Origin of the sequence: Methanosarcina sp. Kolksee (genome assembly GCF_000969945.1) — an archaeon.
GTDB classification, from domain to species: domain Archaea; phylum Halobacteriota; class Methanosarcinia; order Methanosarcinales; family Methanosarcinaceae; genus Methanosarcina; species Methanosarcina vacuolata.
Genome location: NZ_CP009524.1, coordinates 2396192 through 2416806, shown reverse-complemented (window position 1 = coordinate 2416806; position 20615 = coordinate 2396192). Strand labels below are relative to the sequence as shown.

The following is a 20615-nucleotide window of genomic DNA, read 5'->3' as shown; positions in this document are numbered from 1 at the left end:
GTATTAGTCAGAATATTATTTTTCCTGCTCTAACATAAAACAGATACTTTAATGAAGATTCCCATCTTCATTAAGAATCTTCAGGAGCTCAATAATCGAATATGAAGCCCGGGTAATTCCCATGCTGCGCTTGTCAGTATCAGTGCCCGCTACATAGAGGTTGCGAACAGGGGTTCGAATATCTGCAAATTTCCCGTCAATCGTAACTGCGGCTTTTTCCGGGACCATTATCTGTTCGTGCTGCATATCGATATATTTCTCAATGTTTGGGTGAGCCCGGAAAATCGTTTCGTAGGCCTTTTCTGTTTCCTGTTCTTCGTTTTTATTTTCATCAATCACGAAGGAAAATCCAATAAGCTGCTTGTCCTTTGGGGCAAGCGAAGGGTCATAGTTACTTATAGGAGTTGCCCAGTAGGCGAAATCCTTGAACCAGATCTCTGAGCCCGTATAATTAAAATCGGGAAAATCTTTTTCCAGTCCAAGCCAGATGGTCAGGCTTTTACTATGGACGATACCTCTCAGATTTTCCATATATTCTTCAGGGAGATCTTTTATAAGTCTGGGAAGCTCGGTTGCAAAACCTGTGTAGATAACAAGGTCAGAGTTATAGATTTCATCGGCTTCTACGCCTGAAACTTTTCCGTCCTGTACAAGGATGGATTTAACTTCACATTCATTTTTGATTTCAACAGTTTCCGGCAGAGAGTAAAGAATGGCGTTAAGCAGGGCTTTTAAGCCTTTTCTGGGATAGCCCTGAGAATAATTTACATTATTTGTTGCAAGCCTTTCAAGAGAGGTAAAGGGCTGGGTGACCTTTGTCATCCTGGCTTGAAGAGAAGCGTGGAGGTGATATGGAAGGATTGAGGCAAGGATAGACTCTGTAGATTGGGATTTTTTCTGTTCCAGTCTTCCGATCATTGCATCAAATTGTTCTTGGGTGATGCTGTCTCTGACAAAACTGCTTCCAGACAGAACACGCTGGGCAGAAGTTTCCTTCATTGACCTGCCAGAGAGAAAAGCTGATATGGTATCCACAAAGTCGTAAGTTTCCTTTGAAAGACTTTTCGGCAGGAAATCATATACTGACTGGTTGGACAGATCTATTCCGAATGAGGAAAGGGTAAAGGCTTTTGTAAGGGTCTGTGAAAGCAATACCCTGTCTTTTCTTGGAAGTACATCAAAAGTCACGAAATCTTTCAGGTTGGAAGGAATTTTGACAAAAGCATTTTCAGTTCGAACATAGTAATGTCCATAGTCTTCAAACACAGGTAAAAAATCGAAATAGTTATCCATCAACCTCTTCAGAGGCCCTTCAATAAGATGGGTAATTGCATGTGCTCCTGTATCTACCTGATAGCCATCTACCATGTAGCTGTTGCAGTTCCCGCCCAAATTTCGTCTTTTTTCAAGAACAAGGACTTTTTTTCCATGCTTTGAAAGAGTAAGCGCTGCAAGAAGTCCACTTATGCCCGCCCCAACAACAATTACATCGTATCTTTTCATACCCTAAACTACCTCAATTTTTTCCAGTGAATTAAGTTATAGTCAAATGCAGTATGCACCTTATTTCTCTCAACTCACAATAGAATTCTATATTAGTGGAAGGATTAAACAAAATATGTTAAAACTATAAAAATTATTTTACTTCCGGAATGTATTGAAATTATATTATATAATTTATGATTTATGTTTTTACATTTGAGTTCTGGCTTACATTTGTAGAGTACCATAGAGAGAAAAATAGTATTTATAGTTAACAGTTGATGTGGTAAAAATCACCAAAAACGTAGATTATCTTCTTAACATACTACTTGCTACGGCTAAAACGTAGATTGCAACTCGTATAAAGTTTTTTACATCTCGACCCCCTAACGTAAAAATAAAACAGAATTTTTTTTAAGATAATATTTATTTTCCCATCGTTTCCAATTTTTTGTGTGGATATCCTCATAATATTCTCATAAAAACCAATTCGGTCTTGAATTGAAAATCATCTTATCCACAGGGAATGACAAAGAGCCATATTTAAAATGAGAAATAATTTTGGGATAAAACAGTATCGAATTAGACTAGAGATTTTAAAAGCTAAAAACAGTATCGAATTAGATTAGATATTTTAAAAGCTAACTTGAGATTCTAAAGATTAAACTACTGTCTTCGCAGATATGTTTATATACGATAAGAGCTTGGGAAATATTGGCAGTAAAAATAAAGAGTCATATAATCTGTTATTAAAAACTTCATTTTTGTTTTTAATAAAAGAATGTATAGATCTTATTTTTATAGCAACCTAGACTATATCCGCTATGAGCGGAGGTGAAACGAAAATGAGTTTTAATGACAGAGGGAACTCTTTCAGGGGAAGAGATAGCAACCGGGGAAATAGGGACAACAATCGCGGAGGTTACAGAGGTGGCAACAGCGGTCCCAGAGAAATGTACCCCGCCGTTTGTTCTGACTGTGGTGTAGAGACACAGGTTCCATTCAAGCCAACTGAAGGAAGACCGGTTTACTGCAGAGACTGCCTACCAAACCACAGAAAGTTCTAAATCCAGAAATTCCAGAATTTTCTTATTTTAATTTTATCACTGGAAACCTTTCTGTAACAGAGGTTTCCAGACTCCTTTTATTCTTCAAACTTCTTTTATTCTTATATATAATTCTCATACAGAATCTTTTCTCTTTGAGCTCGCACTCCGACCCCTCTCAAAAAACACAACTTAATTTATTTAGTTATATAGTATATTACTAATTTTACTCTTTATTCCCTATTAATGAGTTAATGTTCATTACATATCGTTAGATCTGCCGAAATTATTATTGAATTATAGTATATTACTAATTTTACTCTTTATTCCCTATTAATGAGTTAATATTCATTACATATCGTTAGATCTGCCGAAATTATTATTGAATTCTCAAAATTTAAACTGGATTTTTTTGAACATTGTGGGATTCAAGCCAAAATCATTGATTTTGTTGAGCATGTGCTCACAACTGACTCAAAAAAGTTTAGTTAGTTGTTGCAAAATCACCTTATTTTTTGGAGGGGGGGCAGAATGTGATTTTGAGGAGTCCGCTTCTATTTTTTTCAGTTATTTTTGGATTAATCTTATATAACATGGAAGTGGTTATGTATTATAGTAAAAATAATGAGACATATAATCTGTTATTAAAAACTCCATTTTTGTTTTTAAATAATAAGTTATATCCGATCATGTTTTTATCGAGCATATGAATCCGTTGCAAATGGAGGTGAACGAAAATGGGTTTTAATGACAGAGGAAGTTCCTACCGTGGTGGCAACCGAAACAGCGGCCGCGGAGGTTTCAGAGGCGGCAACAGCGGCCCCAGAGAAATGCACAAGGTTATCTGTTCTGACTGCGGGGTTGAAACTGAGGTTCCATTCAAACCGACCGAAGGCCGGCCAGTTTATTGCAGGGATTGCCTTCCTAACCACAGGAAGTTTTAAAATAAAGCTTCTTAAGTAAAACTCAAGGTAAAGTGTTGATTTTGAAAAATCTCAACACATATTCCATTTTTAAGCTATATTTTTACCTTATAGCTGGTGAAGGATATCGGAACCCTGAATTTAATGACTCTTTACAATTTGTTTGTTGAGTGGGGCCTGAGTACTATTACAGGCGTTTTTATAATTTGTATGTGAAATAAAAGTGCTATGATGTAAAAGTGCTATGAGGTGTTTGAAGCAAACTCTCAGTATAAACGAAAAATAACACTAAGAACAATTAAAGGATCTTTAAGAATCTTTGAAATGAGAACGCTTCCTGAGATTCAGGTTTTTTCCGGGATTTCAGATCTTAAAGGGTTCTTTAATCCCTATCCATTTATGAACCTTAACATCAAAGTACATGATGCATCCGTAGATACAGAAGCTTTGAAAAATCTGGCGTCATAAATATGACATAATAAAAGCAGAGTAATAAAAGCAGATCGCAATAAATTTGACATAACAAACTAATAATAAGAGGAATTAACCTGGCGAACTATAGAAGCAATATAAGAAAAAGAAAAGCAGGAACTGGAAGTTCAGTGCCCGCTACTCAGGAAGTAACAAGAGTACGCACACCGCGTAGGGAAAATCACGAAGTTCTGGCAACAGTATCAAGTTTACTTGGTTCAAAAAGAGTTACACTGCAATGTATGGACGGTGTAGTCCGAATGGGCCGGATTCCCGGGTCCAAAAATAAGAAAATGTGGATACATGAGGGGGACGTAGTAATCGTCGCTCCGTGGGACATTCAGGATTCTAAAGCCGATGTGATCTGGAAGTACACAAGGCCCCAGGTCGAGTGGCTCGAGAGAAAAGGGTACCTCAAATAAGTACCGAAATAGTACCGTAAAACTTGATAAAACCAGCTTACTCTGATTATACTCCAGTTTTAACAGTTTGCGGTTAACTTCTTCCCACTTACATATTCCCTCTTCAAGCTCTTGCCTTTAATCTCTTCACCTTACCTTTATTCTTTTTAACTCAACTTCAACTTTTATAACTTGTTTATAATTCACTCCACAGCCTTTAATTTATTTAGCTGACTCACTCACTTACTCAGTTTCACTAACTTAGTTTTTAACTCCAGGGCGGGAAGTTCCCCGTACTCAACAATTTTCTGCGAGAGCCAACAAGTGATAGATGAAATGAAAGCCGGAAGCTTAATAGCATCTCAAGTATTATCACGCTTGTATATTTTACATTTTGATATTCCTTCACCTGCAAAATGTGGAGTAGGCCCTGTAGACTCGTCGCCAATAGGCGGGAGAATGGAACGAGAAGAATACTAAGATAAGAACACTAAGTATTCTTTTTGGGCTTTGCGTCCTGTAAGTTTCTCCCTCAAAACTCTGAGAAATTCAAGGAGTTTAGGAAGGAGTAGTTCATCCTCTTAGTTTTTCTCATCTGGATAGTGGAATTCAACTTGCAACTGTGTCTCTGTCCGTAAGAAACTATATGGTCAGAGTTTTTTAATAAGCAGAAGCAACTCTAAAGCAGCAAAAATTTCGGCGTGATTTTGATTTTTATGAGTAAAACTTATATAATTTGACCGTATACTAAGAACATTAAAAATAAAGAGATGTATAATCTGTTATTAAAAACTAGTTTCTGTTTTTAATCAAAGAGTAATATACAACCTTATTTTTAAACTATGGACTATCCGCTGTAAGCGGAGGTGAAAAGAAAATGGCTTTTAATGACAGAGGAAATTCCTTCAGGGGAAGAGACAGCAACCGTGGAGGTTTCGGAGGTCCCAGGGAAATGTACACCGCGATCTGTTCTGACTGCGGCGCTGAAACTCAGGTTCCTTTCAAGCCTGACCCTGACAGACCAGTCTACTGCAGAGAGTGTCTTCCTAAACATAGGAAACCCAGAGAGAACAGATATTAATTCTAGGTTCACTCAAAATATTCTATTTTACAAATTATGTCCGTTTAGTTTGAGCAGCAAAACGGACTCTCTTCTTTTATATATTGTATTGAATAATATTTTTATTTGAACGATAATAATATTCTTCTAATTGATTTATGTATTTTAGATTCTTTTGGACTCTGTTCCAAAATCCAGTGATTTTTGCATTTTTGATAAAAAACCTGAATTAGCAAGAAGAATCCAGTTTTTATCAAAATCGACATTCGCTATCTAAAGACTTGAATAACTAAGTTTTATTACACGGATGATAACCATTTACAAAATCTAGTGATTTTGAATTTTACTTTTATCACTATATGTTGGTACTGAGTCTTCTTTTGTAATTATTTAAATTAAGCCAACAAGTTCCCACGTATATTGATGTTTATTTCAAGTATATTGATGTTTATTTCAAGTATATTGATGTTTATTTCAAGTATATTGATGCTTATTTCTTGAAAAAGATCTTTATTTCTTTTAATTTACTTTGAATTTTTGGACTTTTCTGGCCATTTGTTCACAGGAAAATTTATATAAGTAAATAACTACGTAGAAGCGGTTGAAAATAAAGAGATATATAATCTGTTATTAATAGCTCCATTTTTGTTTTATCGATGATATCCGATCATGTTTTTATCGAATATATGTATCCGCTATAAACGGAGGTGAAACAATAATGGGTTTTTATGACAGAGGAAAATGGGTTTTTATGAGAGGAAATTCTTACCTTGTCGGCAACCGAAAAATTCACCGAGAAGGTTTCAGAGGCGGTAACGGCAACCCGAGCGAAATTCACAAGTTTATCTGTTCTGGCTACTTGAATACAGGGTTGAGACCGAAGTTCCATTCAAACAGACCATAGGAAGGTCGGTTTATTGACAAATAAGAACTTTGTAATCACTGAAGGTCTCAAATATACTAATATCTGCGCATCTATATCAAAGCTGAGCCAGTTTAAGATATAGTCCGAATTGATACTCAATTCACTTTCACTGACTATTCTCTTTGTTTTTACCTTTTATTTGGGAGATTTCTTGGAAAATAAAAACAGAACAAAAAATAACAATTTAATCAGAGAATCTAACCAAGTATCCCTAAAAATGTTAAGATCTCTATGGTATAAATCTATAAAGATATCCGGAAAGACGGAAAAACAAGCCGAACTGAGACTAAAATCAGAGAAAGCTTATTTTAAATTAAAGCAGTTGAAACAAAACCAGTATTGGAGGAATTAATTTGGCTAATTATAGAAGCATTATCCGACAGAAAAACTCAGGATCAAAAAAATCGGTTGCAGGAGATACTCATGAAGTAACAAGAGTACGCACTCCTCGAAAGGACAGAAACGAAGTTCTGGCAACAGTATTAAGTTTACTCGGTTCTAAAAGAGTCACACTACAGTGTATGGACGGTGTGGTCCGAATGGGACGAATTCCCGGGTCCAAAAACAAGAGAATGTGGATTCGCGAAGGCGATATAGTCATAGCGAACCCATGGGAAATTCAGGACTCCAAAGCCGATGTTACCTGGAAATATACAAGGCCTCAGATTGAATGGCTTGAAAGAAAAGGATACCTTAACTGAGGATGCCTGAAACACTTTATTCACTTATAGTAACTTTAATCTGCGATTCAACTAACCTGTGGCAACCTCTTGCTTTGGAAGTCAGGTTTAAAATCAGGACATGAAACCACAAGCTTAAGAACCGCTTAAATTTATACTATCAAATGTCTTAAATTCAAATTGATTGGTCCCGAGGCGGTATAACTAAAATTTTTTAGTTAATAATCCCATAGTCAACTTATAATCAGTCAACCTGTAACTAATGTGGGAAACACTTCTCTCGTTCATTTTCCTGGCTTTACTGCCATGAACTTAGTTATTAATCAATAACTTTTAACCCAATTTAAGCGCTTTTAATTCATTTTAACGCTTTATTTGTTTTAACGCTTTTTTCCTTATTTATCAAGCCAGACCAAGTATTTGTCGGAATTTCAGTCTCCCTTAGGGAATGTCCCTTTAATCGGTTTCCAATCAGAACTTACATGTAAGCTTTCCCAATTCTATCGAGAAAGTTTCATAGTTTACGGAATAGTCAATCGGGCACTCAATAACTGCCACCTTATTCAAGGCAAAAGCTTTCTCCAGAACTTCTGCAAGGTCGTCGTCTTCCTTAATCCTGATACCAACAGCCCCGAAGCTCCTGGCAAAGAGAGAAAAATCAGGATTTCCATAATCCAGCCCGAAATCCTCAAAATGCATTTTTTTCTGCTTCCACTTAATAAAGCCGAAACCATTGTCATTGAGGATAAGGACAACAACAGGAATTCCATAGCGGATTGCGGTCTCAAGTTCCTGGCAGTTCATCATAAAACCCCCGTCCCCACAGATTGCAAGCACGCGGCGCTCCGGATGAAGAAGCTTAGCAGTAATCCCTGAAGGGAGACCTGCACCCATGGTTGCAAGAGCATTATCAAGGAGCACAGTATTGGGAGCATAGGTCTTGTAAAGGCGAGCGAACCAGAGTTTATAAATTCCATTGTCCAGTGTAATTATATCTTCTCTCCCCAGCGCCTTTCTGACACTCTTAACTACAGCCTGTGGAACAGGAGGGTAGCTTTTCCTGGCAACAGCATTTATTTTTTCTTCAATGAAATTCCTGGTGTGTTCAAAGATAGGAAACTCCCTTTTCTCCGGAATACTTGCAGCAAGTTCCCGGATTGAAGAAGCAATATTCCCTATGACTTCTACTGTGGGGTTAAAGTACCTATCAGGCACGGATTCCACAAAATCAATATTTATGATCTGTTTGTCCAGTGTACCGTTCCACAGGTAAGGAGGATATTCGACTATATCATAACCAATAGTGATAATAAGGTCAGCCCCGTCAATTCCGCAGTTAACATAGTCCCTTGCATGAATTCCTGTGGCAAAGAGACTGTAGCTGCAGTCATCAGGAACAACTCCTTTCCCCATCTGGGTATGCACCAGGTAGATGCCTGTTTGCTCGACAAAATTTTCGAGCTCCTCAGTGATAGCTTTTCGGTTTGCTCCTGATGAAACTATGATCAGGGGATTTTTAGCCTCACAGATCATAGTCGCAGCTCTTTTTACAGCCTCAGGATCGGGGTAAGGAATTTTAATTTCACTTCGCTTCTGCACCGTCGCCTCAGTTTCTTCTTCAGCTACGTCTTCCGGAAGCTCAATATGTATAGCTCCCGGCCTATCAGCTTCGGCATGTTTGAAGGCATTACGGATCACGGTAGGGATCATTCCCGGATCGGTAATGGATACAGCCTTTTTGCAGAGAGGCTCCATCATTCTTACAGTGTTTACAAGCTGGAAACGGGCCTGCCAGTTGTCAGTCAGAGACTTCTGTCCGGATATAGAAATAAGAGGTGCTCCTATAAGCTGTGCCTGGGCAACGCCTGTAACAAGATTTGTGGCTCCGGGTCCAAGTGTTGAAAAGCAGACTCCTGGCTTTCCGGTCAACCTTCCATATGTCGCAGCCATAAAAGCCGCAGCCTGTTCGTGTCTTGTTATGATCAGTTTGATTCTGGAAGTCCTCAGGGACTCAAGCAGGTCAAGGTTTTCTTCGCCTGGCAGTCCGAAAATATACTCAACGCCTTCTTCTTCAAGCTGGGCAACAAAAAGATCCGAAGCTTTCATGAAAAAACTCCAATATAGCTTTATGGCTTTTATTTAAGCCGAATTTTCCTTAAATCAGGTTTGTTTATAAGCCTTGGTTAAGTTATTTGTTAACCTTAATTGAGTTTACTATTTAGGATTAAACAAATTTTTAGGCTTTAATAAATAAACTTTCAAGATTAAACAAATAGACTGTCAATTAAGCATGTAGATTATCAATTAAGCAGCTAGATTATCAATTAAGCAGCTAGACTGTTAATCAAGTAGGTAGACTGATTAAACAAATTCTTTTAATTAATTCTGGACAAGGTTTATTCAATAAAAACTTCAATCAATTCTCAGTCCTTTAGACTCACTTGTTGACCACAACCGTCTTTATGTTCACAAATTCCTTGAGCCCATAATGAGAAAGCTCTCGCCCGATTCCGGATTTTTTTACTCCTCCAAAAGGCAACCTCGGGTCGGATTTAACCATTCCATTAATGGCAACTGATCCGAATTTTATTCTTTTTGCCAGCCTCTGAGCCCTTTCAAGGTCTCGGGACCATATTTCAGCCCCAAGCCCGAATTCTGTGGAGTTTGCGACTTTGACGGCCTCGTCTTCGTTTTTTACTGTGATTACCGGGGCAATGGGCCCGAAAACCTCTACATTACAAACCTTCATATCGGTACTGGCTGCAGGAATGAGGGTTGGCCTGAAGAAAAAACCCTTAATATGCTCTTCTCCGTAAACGTGAGGTTCTGCACCTTTCTTTTTTGCGTCTTTAAGTACTCTTTCAAGACTATCAAGAAATTCTTTCTTTGCAAGAGGCCCAATATCGGTTTCCTCATCCATAGGGTCCCCGATTTTCAGTTCCTGCATTTCAAGCTCAAATGCCTCAATAAAGTCCACAGCAATCGTTTCCAGGACAATAAATCGCTTGGCAGCAATATGGCTCTGTCCGGTATTTAGAAAACTGGACTTTGCAGCAACCTGCGTAGCTCTTTCGAGATCAGCGTCTTCGAGTACTATGAAAGGGTCCGAACTTCCCAGCTCAAGTACGAGAGGCTTTACCAGGCTTCCTGCAAGTTCACCTATCTCCGAGCCTCCGTCTATGTTGCCAGTAAGTGAAATCCCATCTACCAGTTCTTCTTCAATAATTTCCATTGCAGTTTTTGAGTCAATTAACAGGGTATTGAAAACATTTTCAGGAAATCCTGCCTCAAGAAAGATTTTTTCAATTTCAAGGGCCGAAGCAGGCACATTTGAAGCATGTTTGATTATGCACACATTTCCTGCACACATTGAAGGTACTGCAAACCTGAAAACATGCTCGAACGGGAAACTCCAGGGTATTATGCCGAAAATTACTCCCAGAGGCTCAAAGGTTACGTAGCTTTTCTCAGCTCCGATATCCACAACTTCATCTTTCAGGAATTCGGCCGCGTTTTCTGCATAATAATCGCAGATCCAGGCGCATTTTTCAATTTCGTCCCTTGACTGCCTGATAGGTTTTCCCATTTCTTTCGTGATAATTTCGGCATAAATTTCGGCATTCTGCCTGAGGACCTTCCCAACCCTTGAGAAGTATTTTGTTCTTTCCTCAACAGACAACGAACTCCACCCGGAAAACGCAGTCCTGGAATTTTCAATCATGGACTCGCATTCTTCAAAAGAAAAAGAATCGTATGTCCAGTTTACTTCTTCAGTGTAAGGATTAATGGATTTTATTCTCATGACTTCCCCCCAAAAAGTCATTAAAAAATCATTTAACAATATTGGAATTCCCAGTATTATAACTTAAGGAAATTGAATGGAATATAAAGAATCCGGATCTTACTACATTCAAAAAACACAATAAAGGGGAAATATCCTGGCATATAGCCATTTTTAATCTCATATGATGAATTATGTTCAGAATCTAGTAGGAATTGTTATAAAATCCAGATATCAATTATAAAGTATCAATTAATAACGTATATAATTATATATGGGGGAAAATAATGAAAAAAGCATTGATTATTCTGATAGTCTTGTTCGGTGTATTCCTGGCTATAGGATGCGCTGGTGAGGAAGGTGGGGCTCCAAATGAAACAGGAACTCCAGAACAGGCCATAACCGAGGCTGAAGCAGTAACCGGAGCTGAAGCTGTAACTCCGGTTCAGGAAGCTGTAACCGCAACTGAGGCTGTAGAAGAAACTCCTGTTACAGAAGTAACTCCGGCTGAAGCAGTTACTGAAGCAGAAAATGTAACTGAAACAGAAAACGTAACTAAGCGTATAAGTAGTACCCAAAGAAAGAAGGAACGTATTCTGGAGAACATTCAAGCTGGAAATAATACCAGTGGAGGTAGAGTAATCAAGGTAACTCCCAGTAAAGGTTCCTAAATCGTTTGAGGATAGCTTAGACCTCTACCTCTTATCCATATTTTATTGTGTAGTTTGCCTTTACACGCGAACTCTTAAACTTATAAGGACGTAGCTGTGAATTTTCTTTTGACAACTAACTCAATAAGTATTCAAAGTTAAACTTTATAACAACAATAGAATAATAACAAAAAAGTAAGATAAAACAAAAAAATAAGATAACAACAGGGTTGTGTCCCTTAGTTATTAAACAGGAACTCTAAACATTAGTAATTCCTTTAAACTCCATATATGATCTGTTATGCGATCTGTTATTCCTTCTGCAATTGCTGGAGTTCTTTGTAACCATTTTCTATTTCAGAGTCTATTCTTAATTTTAGAGAGTCGTGAGGTTTTATAAAGTTATCCATGCTTGGAATAAATCAAATGTTTTCGTATGCTTCTTCATTATTTTACTGAAATTCACCTTTTTTCTTACAAATCTTACAAGAGATGTCCTGATCGTAAGATTTATCCTTTCTATATATGAAGTACCAATGTAATCATCCGAATTAGCTCCAAGCATTTCAGATATTTTTTTAGGATCTCCAAAAATAATACGTTGAATATTTTCAACTACATAATTTTTTATCTTTTTCTTTACTACGTTTTCCTTCGTGGTGGAAAAGGAGAAATCTTCTGTTACTATGTCCAGTAGCTCTCGCAAGTCCACGAATTCCTCCTTTCTCGGGAATCAGAGATATTGTTTTTAGAATTTCTTTTTCAGGAGTGTTAAGTTGAAAAAATACTGTACCTCTCGTTTCACTAAAACATTTTTCATAATTTTTACATTCAAGAAGCGCATGGTTGTTTTTACCATATATTTCTTTTTACCATATCTTTCTTTAAGGACTATATTTCCTTGATTATTAATTCCATAATCAGGACAATCTTTGTTCCAGCAAAAAAATTGTGAAAAATCTATTTCAGAAGTGATTCTAATTTCCCCAATAATGGATTTACAAATATTCAAAAAACGAAATAATTTTAGGAGAAAACACAGGCAATCGAATATACATATTATTTATAAAAACAATCTAAAAGTTCATATATCATAGAATGTAATATATTAAAAAATGTAGAATGTTAAGGGAGATTAAGAGCTGAGTTTAATGGTATAAAGAAGAGGGTCATTTGCAATATTTCAGTCTCGCTTAAATAGACGTTGCCATCTATGTAAAAATTAGATACGCATAAGGCTCTGGAAAAACAGGAATTGAAAGTGCCAATTTTAGAATTAAAAGACTGAAAGACATCCTATTTATTTTCAGTATATCGGGCTGCATACTTTAAAATATTTTTTATATTTTAGAGGTTCCTGATAAGCTTTACACCAATGGGGGATAGAAGGAAAATGGACGACGATATCAAAAATCTTATTAAGAAATTGGAACGCTCGGTCTTTGCAGGAAACCGGGCAACTGCTGCCGAAAAACTTGGTGATCTAGGGGATCCTTGTGCTTTAACCGCGCTGATTGGAGCGCTGGATGACTCAAATCCGAAAGTAAGAGCTGCCGCTGCAGAAGCCCTGGGAAAACTCAACATGCCGGAAGCTATCCCTGGTCTTATAAATGCTCTTAATGATTCTGATAGTCCGGTTAAAAAGACTGCAATTGCTTCTCTTGAAAAAATTAGCACACCTGAAGCTATCTCAGGCATTGTGAAAGGGTTCGAGGACAGGGACAGGTTTGTCCAGAAGGAAGCGGTGAAATCCTTGATGAGGATAGGCTCAAGAGATGCAATTTACGCCCTTGAGAAATCCCTATCTTATCCGGATTATTCGCTGAGAAGGATTTCAATAATAGCCCTTGGAAAAATCGACACTTATGAAGCTGCTCTCTGCCTGGTAAAGGCAATTGAAAACTCGGATAACAAAACAAGGCAGCAAGCTGCCGAAACCCTGGGAAAAAGGGGTAAGTCGGATGTGCTTGATGAGCTAATGGAAATCCTCAGGGACCCAAGACAACCTGTGCAGGAAACTGCATCCGAAACGCTTTGCAAAATTGTAAGTGTGTCAACTTCAGTGCCTGTGCTGGTCAAGGCTCTCGGAGCTTCGAGCAGGGATATAAGAAAAGTTTCAATTGAAACTCTTTGGAAAATCAGAACGCCTGAAGCAGTTGCAGGGCTTTTGAGAGCCCTGGATGACCCTGACTGGTATCTGAGGAGCCGCGCTGCAGATGCCCTGGGAGATATAGGTTCTCCGGAAGCGGTTCGGGGACTGGTTAAAGCTTTTGATATATATGAAAACTCCGTCAGGAAGGCGATTACCTGTGCTCTTGGAAAAAGCGGAGCCCCTGAAGCCATAGAAGGACTGGTTAAAGCTCTTAATGACCCTGATAATTCGGTAAGGGAATCAGCAGTTCTGGGCCTTGGAAGATCAGGCACTAATGAAGCCATTTCAGGCCTTTTAAGAGCTCTGGATGACACTAAGGCAGCAGTGAGAGAAGCTGCGGCTTCTGCGCTTGGGGATCTCAAAGCGCAGCAAGCTGTTCCTAAATTGGTGGAAATCCTTGAAAAACCTGATAGCCCAATGCAAAAAGCCGCTATCTGCTCACTTGAGAAAATCGGAACCCCAGAGGCAGTTGCAGGGCTTATCAGAGCTACTGAAAGTACAGATGCCTGCGTGCGAAGGGCTGCATTGAAAGCTCTTGAAAAAATTAATAAAACAAATTCCTCACCTGCACCCACTCCTGATGAGACCGAAAATCCTGGAACAAAGCCTGTTATTAGGAGCCGCTTGACAGATGATGATTCTGAAGTTCGGACTGAAACTTCAACACTCTCAGGTGATATCTGCAATATGAATTCTCTTAAAGAGCTTGAACTTTCAATTTCTGTTGAAGAAACAAAGGAGTCCAGAGCCCACCAAAACGCAATTAACGAGAAGAAAAATGGAATCGGGTTGACCTGCCCATATTGCTCCAGAAGCCTGAATCTCACCACTGCCCCCAACTTCTGTCCTTTCTGCGGGATGAAGTTGAAGCTGAAATACTAAAACTCAACGCTTTTCCCGGAAAAAGCTGTCGACATGGTATCAAGTCTTTTTAAAACAACCCTGTTCAAAAAAGGCTTGTCCGCAACCCTTTTGAAAAAAGGCTTGACCGCAACCCTTTTCAAAAAAGGCTTGACCGAAAACCCCAAGAACCATTTGAGTCTGATAACCTTATCCCCAAGCCCTATCGGCGTGATAAACCGGCGCAACGGTTTGTGATAAACCGGCGCAACGGTTGTGGGTTAACGGTTGCGGGTAAAACAGGCTGATCTTGAGACAAAGGTGCTGAAGTTCTATCAGGAGGGTGAATTTCTCAGAGTTACGTTCAGGGGGGATATTTCTCTTTTCGGCAGGTTATGGTTCTTTAATCGGTTGGGACTTTTGCGTTAGATTCCAATGCTGACGTTTGCGTTACTTTCAGTTGAGTTATCCTGAATTCGGCCAGGGCGGCCAATAGAGCCGAAGACTTTTGTTGCACAGAAGCGTCGATATACGTTTTCTGTTTTTACACTGCGGAATCCCTGGATGAGTGCATTATTTTCTTCAGTTCGTCAAAAGACTCGGCTCCTTTGATATCTTTCATCAGGGCCGTAAGTTCAGTAATACTGCTGTTGAGCTGTTCATCACTCGCGTTTTCGCTTTCGTTCACTCTGGCTTTAAGAAGCTCTATTTTCTCCTCAACGGAATCAAGTGCCTTTGCCTGTTCATGGGTTAACAGGACTTCTTTGAGTTCTGCTGCAGTAGAGGCTTCACTCACCTCGGTATACAGGTCTTGAATCTCAGTAATCTTCTCGTTGAGCTCTTCAGCTTTGCTGCTATCGCCGGCTTCTGTAAGCCTGGTTTGAGCGGCTTCGGCTCTTTCAGTCATATTCTGGAGGGAATCAAGGATAACAGCCTGAACATCAGTGAAATTTTCATCAGTTATGTTTTCAAGCAGGATATGACAAAATTCATGCCCTTCGTCAGTCTCTGTTTGCATTTCATCAGGTTCCACATTCTTTCCGTCATTTTCCATACCCTCATTTGCCTGCCTTTTTCTAGACAAAACCGTCTGGAAGTCGGATGCATTTGAAACCTTACTTATCTCAATATAAAGATTTTGAAGTTCAGTAATTCTCTTACTGATTGAGTCCAGCATGTCTGCCTGAACTTCAGTGTAATTTTCTTCGCTTATATTGCCTGCAGGACAAGAAGGACAAGATCCCGGACCATAAATCAGATCCGTCGAGTTTTCCAGGGTTGCGTTTTCTGAAGCAAAAGCCCCTGTAGGGACAATACTCAATATAATCAGCACCATCGCAAAACGGGAAATCAACTTTAATGTTTTTACTATCATAGATTGCCTCCGTTAATTACCATGTTTTCCTGCTCTTTTTGTCTCAGCGCTGTTTCCTGTTGACAGTCCTGAAGTTACTGGATTAAATATAAGCTTACTTTCAGAAACAGAAAAAATTATAGAAATTTAATTTAACGAATAATTTTTTTGAACTTTAGATTCCGCCAGAATCTTTTAAATCTACTGATTTAATACTTATAAGGACTCTTAAATACTTCGGCCCTTGAATACTTCATTTTTAGTGTTGTATCCTGAAATGAGATTATAAACTTAAAATTATATGAAAGTTTGATGTCTAATACAACTACAGACGACGTAAAAGGTTAAACGTTGGGTAAATTCCAATTTCATCTTAGTACTGTGGGATGATTATGTAAAATGAAACAAATTCGAAGTTGGAGTTAAATAATGGATTACCTGTACACCTGTCTTTCCGCAGATGTTCTCTTAAAATGAATTATTTTCTTGCTATCGTTTCGACCCCCTCCATGCGTTAGCGTATCTTTAAGAAAAGCGACTTACAGCTATGCGGGCATCATGGAAAATAGGGCATTTACAATCAGTACCACATCAGAAGCTTATTTAAAACAGACCGATAACTTTGGAACCGCAGGTGGAAGGGATGAAGATAAGTTTTGCCTGACGCCGGTAAGAAGCAAGCTTGTGCCTGCCCCTTATGTGGGTGAATTTCCTGTTGTCCTGGAGCGCAAGCTTCTGCATAACTTTGATATAGGGCTCCATACCCTGCAAGAGAAATCCTGGATATCAAAGTCGGTGCCTGGATATCAAAGCCGATGAATCCTTTTTCGATGAAAAAGGAAAAACCGATATTGAGAAAATCAAGCCTATTATTATATAACCCAGGGAATGAAAAATATTATGGCTTCGGGTGTAATCTTGGAAAAGCTTTTTAGATAGACAAGGAGTGTTGAACGAAAAAGCAACATCAAAAACTAAAAAGTAAAGTAAAATAAAGTAAAGTAATTGAAAGTAACAAAAATTATGCATTTCAAATTCTTTTTTATTCCTTCCTAAACGTCTTTTTCGCGAAAATCTTCCATCCTCTTAGGTCTTTTCCCTCAAATTTTTCCTTCACGGCTTCGAGAAGGGAAGGAACATCCAGGTGCTGTGGGCATTTTTCAACGCATTGTCCACACTGGACGCACTGGGAAGCATACCCTGGCACGTCGCCTCTTATTATTCCTCCGGGTTTTGATGCATACATAAGTTTTGCTTCCCTTTCATTGCCTGACAGGTAAAAGTTATCGAAGATCTCAAAACAGCCAGGAATGTCCACGCCTGAAGGGCAGGGCAAACAATATCTACAGCCTGTGCAACCGGTTTTCATAAGTTTCCTGTATTTTTGTTCCACTTTTCTTACAAGCTGCAGTTCGGCGTCGGTCAGGGAGTTCGGATAGGCTTCAGATGCGATTTTCAGGTTTTCTTCAATATGGGATTCCTCATTCATGCCTGAAAGCACAACCGTAACCTCGGGTCTGTTCCAGATCCATCGAAAGGCCCATTCGGCTGGAGTGCGCCTTACAGGAGCTTCATTCCAGATCTTCTGCACTTCAGGAGGTACAGGATTTGTCAGCTTGCCTCCGCGCAAGGGTTCCATGATAATAATACTCAGGTTTTTTGAAGCAGCATACTCAAGCCCTTCCGTTCCTGCCTGGTTTTTTTCATCCAGAAAGTTATACTGGATCTGACAGAAAGTCCAGGGATATGCATCCACAATCCGTTTGAAATCCCCTGCAGATCCGTGGAAGGAGAAACCTGCATTTATAATTCGGCCGTCAGCTTTTGCTCTGTCAAGAAAATCCAGCACTCCAAGTTTTTCCATTTTGTCCCATAAAAGCCCAACAAGTCCATGCACAAGATAATAATCGATATGGTCAGTCCTGAGCCTTTCAAGCTGGGCATTCAGGATCCTGTCCATATCCTCCCTACTCTTTATTGTCCAGGAGGGAAGTTTTGTAGCAAGTTTAATTTTTTCTCGGTATCCATCTGCAAGGGCCCGGCCAAGGAAAGGCTCGCTTTCTCCCATATGATACGGCCAGGCCGTGTCGATATAGTTTACTCCGTGATCGATTGCGTATCTAACTTGCCGGGTAGCTCTTTCTTCATCTATCTTTCCGTCCCTGACCGCAAGGCGCATGCACCCAAACCCAAGTATAGAAAGTTCATCTCCGTTCTCTGGTACTTTTCGGTAAAGCATTTCCATTACCCTTCTGTTTTAAGCTTTTACACTATTTTAAGGGTTTCTACATCCGAATTGCGTTTCGTCACCCGAGTTCCGTCACCCGAGTTCCGTCACCCGAGTTCCGTCACCCGAGTTCCGTCTCGGGAGGACGGTACCCTTTTCGCTCACTTCGTTCGCTCAAGAGGGGTAATTTCTAGATAAATCTAGATAAAGAAACTAATTTAGCTTCGGGAGGACAGCGAGAGTTGCACTTTAGAAGGACAGAGCCTTTTGCCACCATAAAGAATTCAGTAGTGTGGTATTTCATAATGTGCTGACTTTTTGAAAACTATAAATCTCAAAAGTTATTGTTTGGAGAATTCAATATCAAAAGATGTGTTTATCCTTCAGCACACAAAATATTGACTTTTATTTTACAGCAAATTTAAAACAGTACTATAAATTCTCTCAAATTATATTAATATTAAAATATTGTTCTTTAATGGAAAAGTTTAACTATATAATTTTCCAAAATAATATCAATATTTTTTAATAAAGAATAAATGATCAGGGCATATAATAATGAAACGGGTGGACAAGTATTTTTCAGTAAACTTAATGTCGTCAGTTCTGATTTTATTCCTAATTTTCTTTTCATCTACGACATCTGCAGTTACTGAACAAAATAGTACGGCTACAATGACGGAAAATAATACCACATACAATCCATTATATTTAGATAATCTATGCTATGGTAACCTCATACAGAATAAGACGGTGTCTGTAACTGGAGATGGAAGTGGAGACTTCAACTGCGATGGAATTGATGATCAGGTAGAGATAAATCAAGCTCTTAAATATGTTGCGGAAGATCCGCAGTTTACAACTGTTCATTTAAAAGGCCCATATACATACGTCATCTCAGATAGTATTTTTATTGGAAATAACACGACCCTGGAAGGCGATCCTACAGCTGTAATTAAACTTATAGACAACGCGGGCTGGGCAGTTGATAAGCCACTGATAACTCAGATGGACAGTAACAAAATAAATGGAGTAACTATAAAAGGATTTGAAATAGACGGAAACCATGACAATAATCTAGATAAAACGAATGGATATGGATTTTACAATATGATCCAGTTCTGCAATTCCACGGACATTCAAGTTCATGATATGTACATGCACGATGGACACGGAGACGGATTGAAAATAGACCACAGTTCCAAGGTTCAATTTTACAATAACTCTGTGTATAAAACGGGCCACAATGCTTTTTTTGCAGAAGATTGCCAGAATTTAGAGACATGGGACAATAAAATAACCATCAGAACGGATTGTGGTCTTAGAGTTTTAAATTCAAATCATGTGAAGTTTCATGATAACGTAATCGATTCCTTTTATCACTGGAGTGCAGGTGGTTCTGGCATTATGGTTGAAAAAACAACAGGGGTCGTTAACGATGTAGAAATATATAACAATACTATCCATGATACTTATGGGTCCGGAATCTGGTTGATAGGTTGGTTAGATTCTTATCCCAGGGAAGAAGCCCAGAATGTCCACATTTTTAATAATATCTTTTATAATACTGGCATGAACCCAAATATTGACCTGGTAGGGGGTATAATAACAAGTGGGTTTTACAATACTCTCATCGAAAACAATATCTTTGACGGAGTGTATCATGCGGCAATTATTCATATGTTACCTACAGGATCCCACGTTTCTCCTACCTATGAAGCTCGTCTCAGTCTTTCATCCATAGGCACAAAATACACAACAGTTGTTCGTAACAACATAATCGTAAATACTCAGAAGTGCAAAACAGACCCTGAGGGAACCGGATATGCAGTAATCAATTATCTACCTGAAACACACACTTTTGTGTTGGAAAATAACTGTTTGTACAATAACTCTGCAGGTAACTACCGAAACTGCACATCAAGTACAGACATCTATGCAGATCCTCTCTTTGTAAACCAGAGTATACACGATTATCGTTTGGAGCCAAACTCTCCTTGCATTGATGCCGGATATACTTAAGAATGATTCAAGTACAATATCAAAGTATTGTTGCCAGGAATAATTAATTTGAACTGGCATACAATGCTCAAATAACGAACTCGGATGACGGAAAGCGAGCGAAGGACTCGGATGTCGCCCAGATAAAAGGTACTTGTAACGTTCTTAAAAATTTTTTATAAAATGAGGTAGCGTTCTCATCCGAAAAAACCTGGGAGTTCCGAACGGTATTCAAGAGACTCACTTTATTATAGTTGGGGAAGAGGTATTGAGGTACTTGACTCATCGTTGCGAATTTCTCTTTCTATATCCCTTATTGTGGAGTAATGTTCTGGAGTAGGTGCTCTTTGCTAGTGGGGTGTTAAAGAGATGAGAACGCAATTTATACTACACAGTTATTGTATATAATATTTTTAACAGTTAACCTTATTTTATTTCTCTTTTTTTGTGTATCTTGCTAACTTTAGTTCATTAAACAAACGCTTGTTTCATTAATTTAATGATCGTACAATCTTGTAAACTACGCTCTGAAACAACTCAAAATTTTTAGTAAGATATAAGAGAATATTATTTCAGAATTAAAGAAGAGACTTTTTATTATTTTCAAGATTTTTTATTGTTT

General features: G+C 38.6%; 17 protein-coding genes. 11 read left to right on the top strand and 6 right to left on the bottom strand.

Annotation, left to right across the window (positions count from 1 at the left end; genetic code table 11):
- Window positions 1-48 precede the first annotated feature (48 nt).
- A complete protein-coding gene (locus MSKOL_RS10035; protein ID WP_048155786.1) occupies window positions 49-1503 on the bottom strand; it encodes an NAD(P)/FAD-dependent oxidoreductase in 1455 nt (484 codons plus the stop codon).
- Between the two features lie 824 nt (window positions 1504-2327).
- Between MSKOL_RS10035 and MSKOL_RS19300 the strand changes: the two genes are divergently transcribed.
- From MSKOL_RS19300 to eif1A (MSKOL_RS10000), 6 genes are all read left to right on the top strand, one after another.
- Complete coding sequence (locus tag MSKOL_RS19300) at window positions 2328-2549, top strand: CxxC-x17-CxxC domain-containing protein (protein WP_082091094.1); 222 nt, start codon at window positions 2328-2330, stop codon at window positions 2547-2549.
- Window positions 2550-3265: 716 nt separating this feature from the next.
- Window positions 3266-3472, top strand: coding sequence for a CxxC-x17-CxxC domain-containing protein (locus MSKOL_RS10030; protein ID WP_048120641.1), 207 nt, complete (start codon window positions 3266-3268; stop codon window positions 3470-3472).
- A 303-nt stretch (window positions 3473-3775) separates the two neighbouring features.
- Window positions 3776-3919 (top strand): hypothetical protein, encoded by a 144-nt coding sequence (locus MSKOL_RS10025; protein ID WP_156151038.1) that lies wholly within the window; start codon window positions 3776-3778, stop codon window positions 3917-3919.
- Between the two features lie 80 nt (window positions 3920-3999).
- The gene (gene eif1A / locus MSKOL_RS10020; protein WP_369799544.1) at window positions 4000-4344 is read left to right on the top strand and encodes a translation initiation factor eIF-1A; all 345 of its coding nucleotides are present in this window, start codon (window positions 4000-4002) and stop codon (window positions 4342-4344) included.
- 856 nt (window positions 4345-5200) lie between these two features.
- Window positions 5201-5404 carry a CxxC-x17-CxxC domain-containing protein gene (locus tag MSKOL_RS19295; protein ID WP_082091092.1) on the top strand — a complete coding sequence of 68 codons (204 nt, stop codon included), beginning with the start codon at window positions 5201-5203 and terminating at the stop codon, window positions 5402-5404.
- Between the two features lie 1275 nt (window positions 5405-6679).
- The gene (eif1A, locus tag MSKOL_RS10000; protein WP_156151156.1) at window positions 6680-7009 is read left to right on the top strand and encodes a translation initiation factor eIF-1A; all 330 of its coding nucleotides are present in this window, start codon (window positions 6680-6682) and stop codon (window positions 7007-7009) included.
- A 450-nt stretch (window positions 7010-7459) separates the two neighbouring features.
- On the opposite strand, the gene MSKOL_RS09995 is transcribed toward eif1A (MSKOL_RS10000), so the two are convergent.
- Both MSKOL_RS09995 and MSKOL_RS09990 read right to left on the bottom strand, forming a co-directional pair.
- Entirely contained in the window at window positions 7460-9094 is a 1635-nt protein-coding gene (locus tag MSKOL_RS09995; RefSeq protein WP_048155780.1) for an acetolactate synthase large subunit, read from the bottom strand.
- A gap of 331 nt (window positions 9095-9425) precedes the next feature.
- Entirely contained in the window at window positions 9426-10790 is a 1365-nt protein-coding gene (locus tag MSKOL_RS09990) for an NAD-dependent succinate-semialdehyde dehydrogenase (RefSeq protein WP_048155777.1), read from the bottom strand.
- A 266-nt stretch (window positions 10791-11056) separates the two neighbouring features.
- Here MSKOL_RS09990 and MSKOL_RS18790 point away from each other — a divergent pair, with 266 nt between their 5' ends.
- Window positions 11057-11440, top strand: a complete 384-nt coding sequence (locus MSKOL_RS18790; RefSeq protein ID WP_052725409.1) for a hypothetical protein — start codon at window positions 11057-11059, stop codon at window positions 11438-11440.
- A gap of 373 nt (window positions 11441-11813) precedes the next feature.
- Here MSKOL_RS18790 and MSKOL_RS09980 read toward each other — a convergent pair whose 3' ends face one another.
- Complete coding sequence (locus MSKOL_RS09980) at window positions 11814-12131, bottom strand: hypothetical protein (RefSeq protein ID WP_156151037.1); 318 nt, start codon at window positions 12129-12131, stop codon at window positions 11814-11816.
- 681 nt (window positions 12132-12812) lie between these two features.
- Between MSKOL_RS09980 and MSKOL_RS09975 the strand changes: the two genes are divergently transcribed.
- Together MSKOL_RS09975 and MSKOL_RS20130 are read left to right on the top strand one after the other, a co-directional pair.
- The gene (locus MSKOL_RS09975) at window positions 12813-14453 is read left to right on the top strand and encodes a HEAT repeat domain-containing protein (RefSeq protein ID WP_048120626.1); all 1641 of its coding nucleotides are present in this window, start codon (window positions 12813-12815) and stop codon (window positions 14451-14453) included.
- Between the two features lie 33 nt (window positions 14454-14486).
- Window positions 14487-14669, top strand: coding sequence for a hypothetical protein (locus MSKOL_RS20130; RefSeq protein ID WP_156151036.1), 183 nt, complete (start codon window positions 14487-14489; stop codon window positions 14667-14669).
- 286 nt (window positions 14670-14955) lie between these two features.
- Here MSKOL_RS20130 and MSKOL_RS09970 read toward each other — a convergent pair whose 3' ends face one another.
- Window positions 14956-15786: a hypothetical protein gene (locus tag MSKOL_RS09970; protein ID WP_048155775.1), complete on the bottom strand. Its 831-nt coding sequence runs from the start codon at window positions 15784-15786 to the stop codon at window positions 14956-14958.
- A gap of 465 nt (window positions 15787-16251) precedes the next feature.
- On the opposite strand from MSKOL_RS09970, the gene MSKOL_RS19290 reads away from it, so the two are divergent.
- Entirely contained in the window at window positions 16252-16584 is a 333-nt protein-coding gene (locus tag MSKOL_RS19290; protein WP_231592176.1) for a flavin reductase family protein, read from the top strand.
- A 223-nt stretch (window positions 16585-16807) separates the two neighbouring features.
- On the opposite strand, the gene MSKOL_RS09960 is transcribed toward MSKOL_RS19290, so the two are convergent.
- Window positions 16808-18004: an aldo/keto reductase gene (locus MSKOL_RS09960; RefSeq protein WP_048158283.1), complete on the bottom strand. Its 1197-nt coding sequence runs from the start codon at window positions 18002-18004 to the stop codon at window positions 16808-16810.
- 663 nt (window positions 18005-18667) lie between these two features.
- On the opposite strand from MSKOL_RS09960, the gene MSKOL_RS09955 reads away from it, so the two are divergent.
- Window positions 18668-20014 carry a right-handed parallel beta-helix repeat-containing protein gene (locus tag MSKOL_RS09955; protein ID WP_231592175.1) on the top strand — a complete coding sequence of 449 codons (1347 nt, stop codon included), beginning with the start codon at window positions 18668-18670 and terminating at the stop codon, window positions 20012-20014.
- Window positions 20015-20615: the final 601 nt, after the last annotated feature.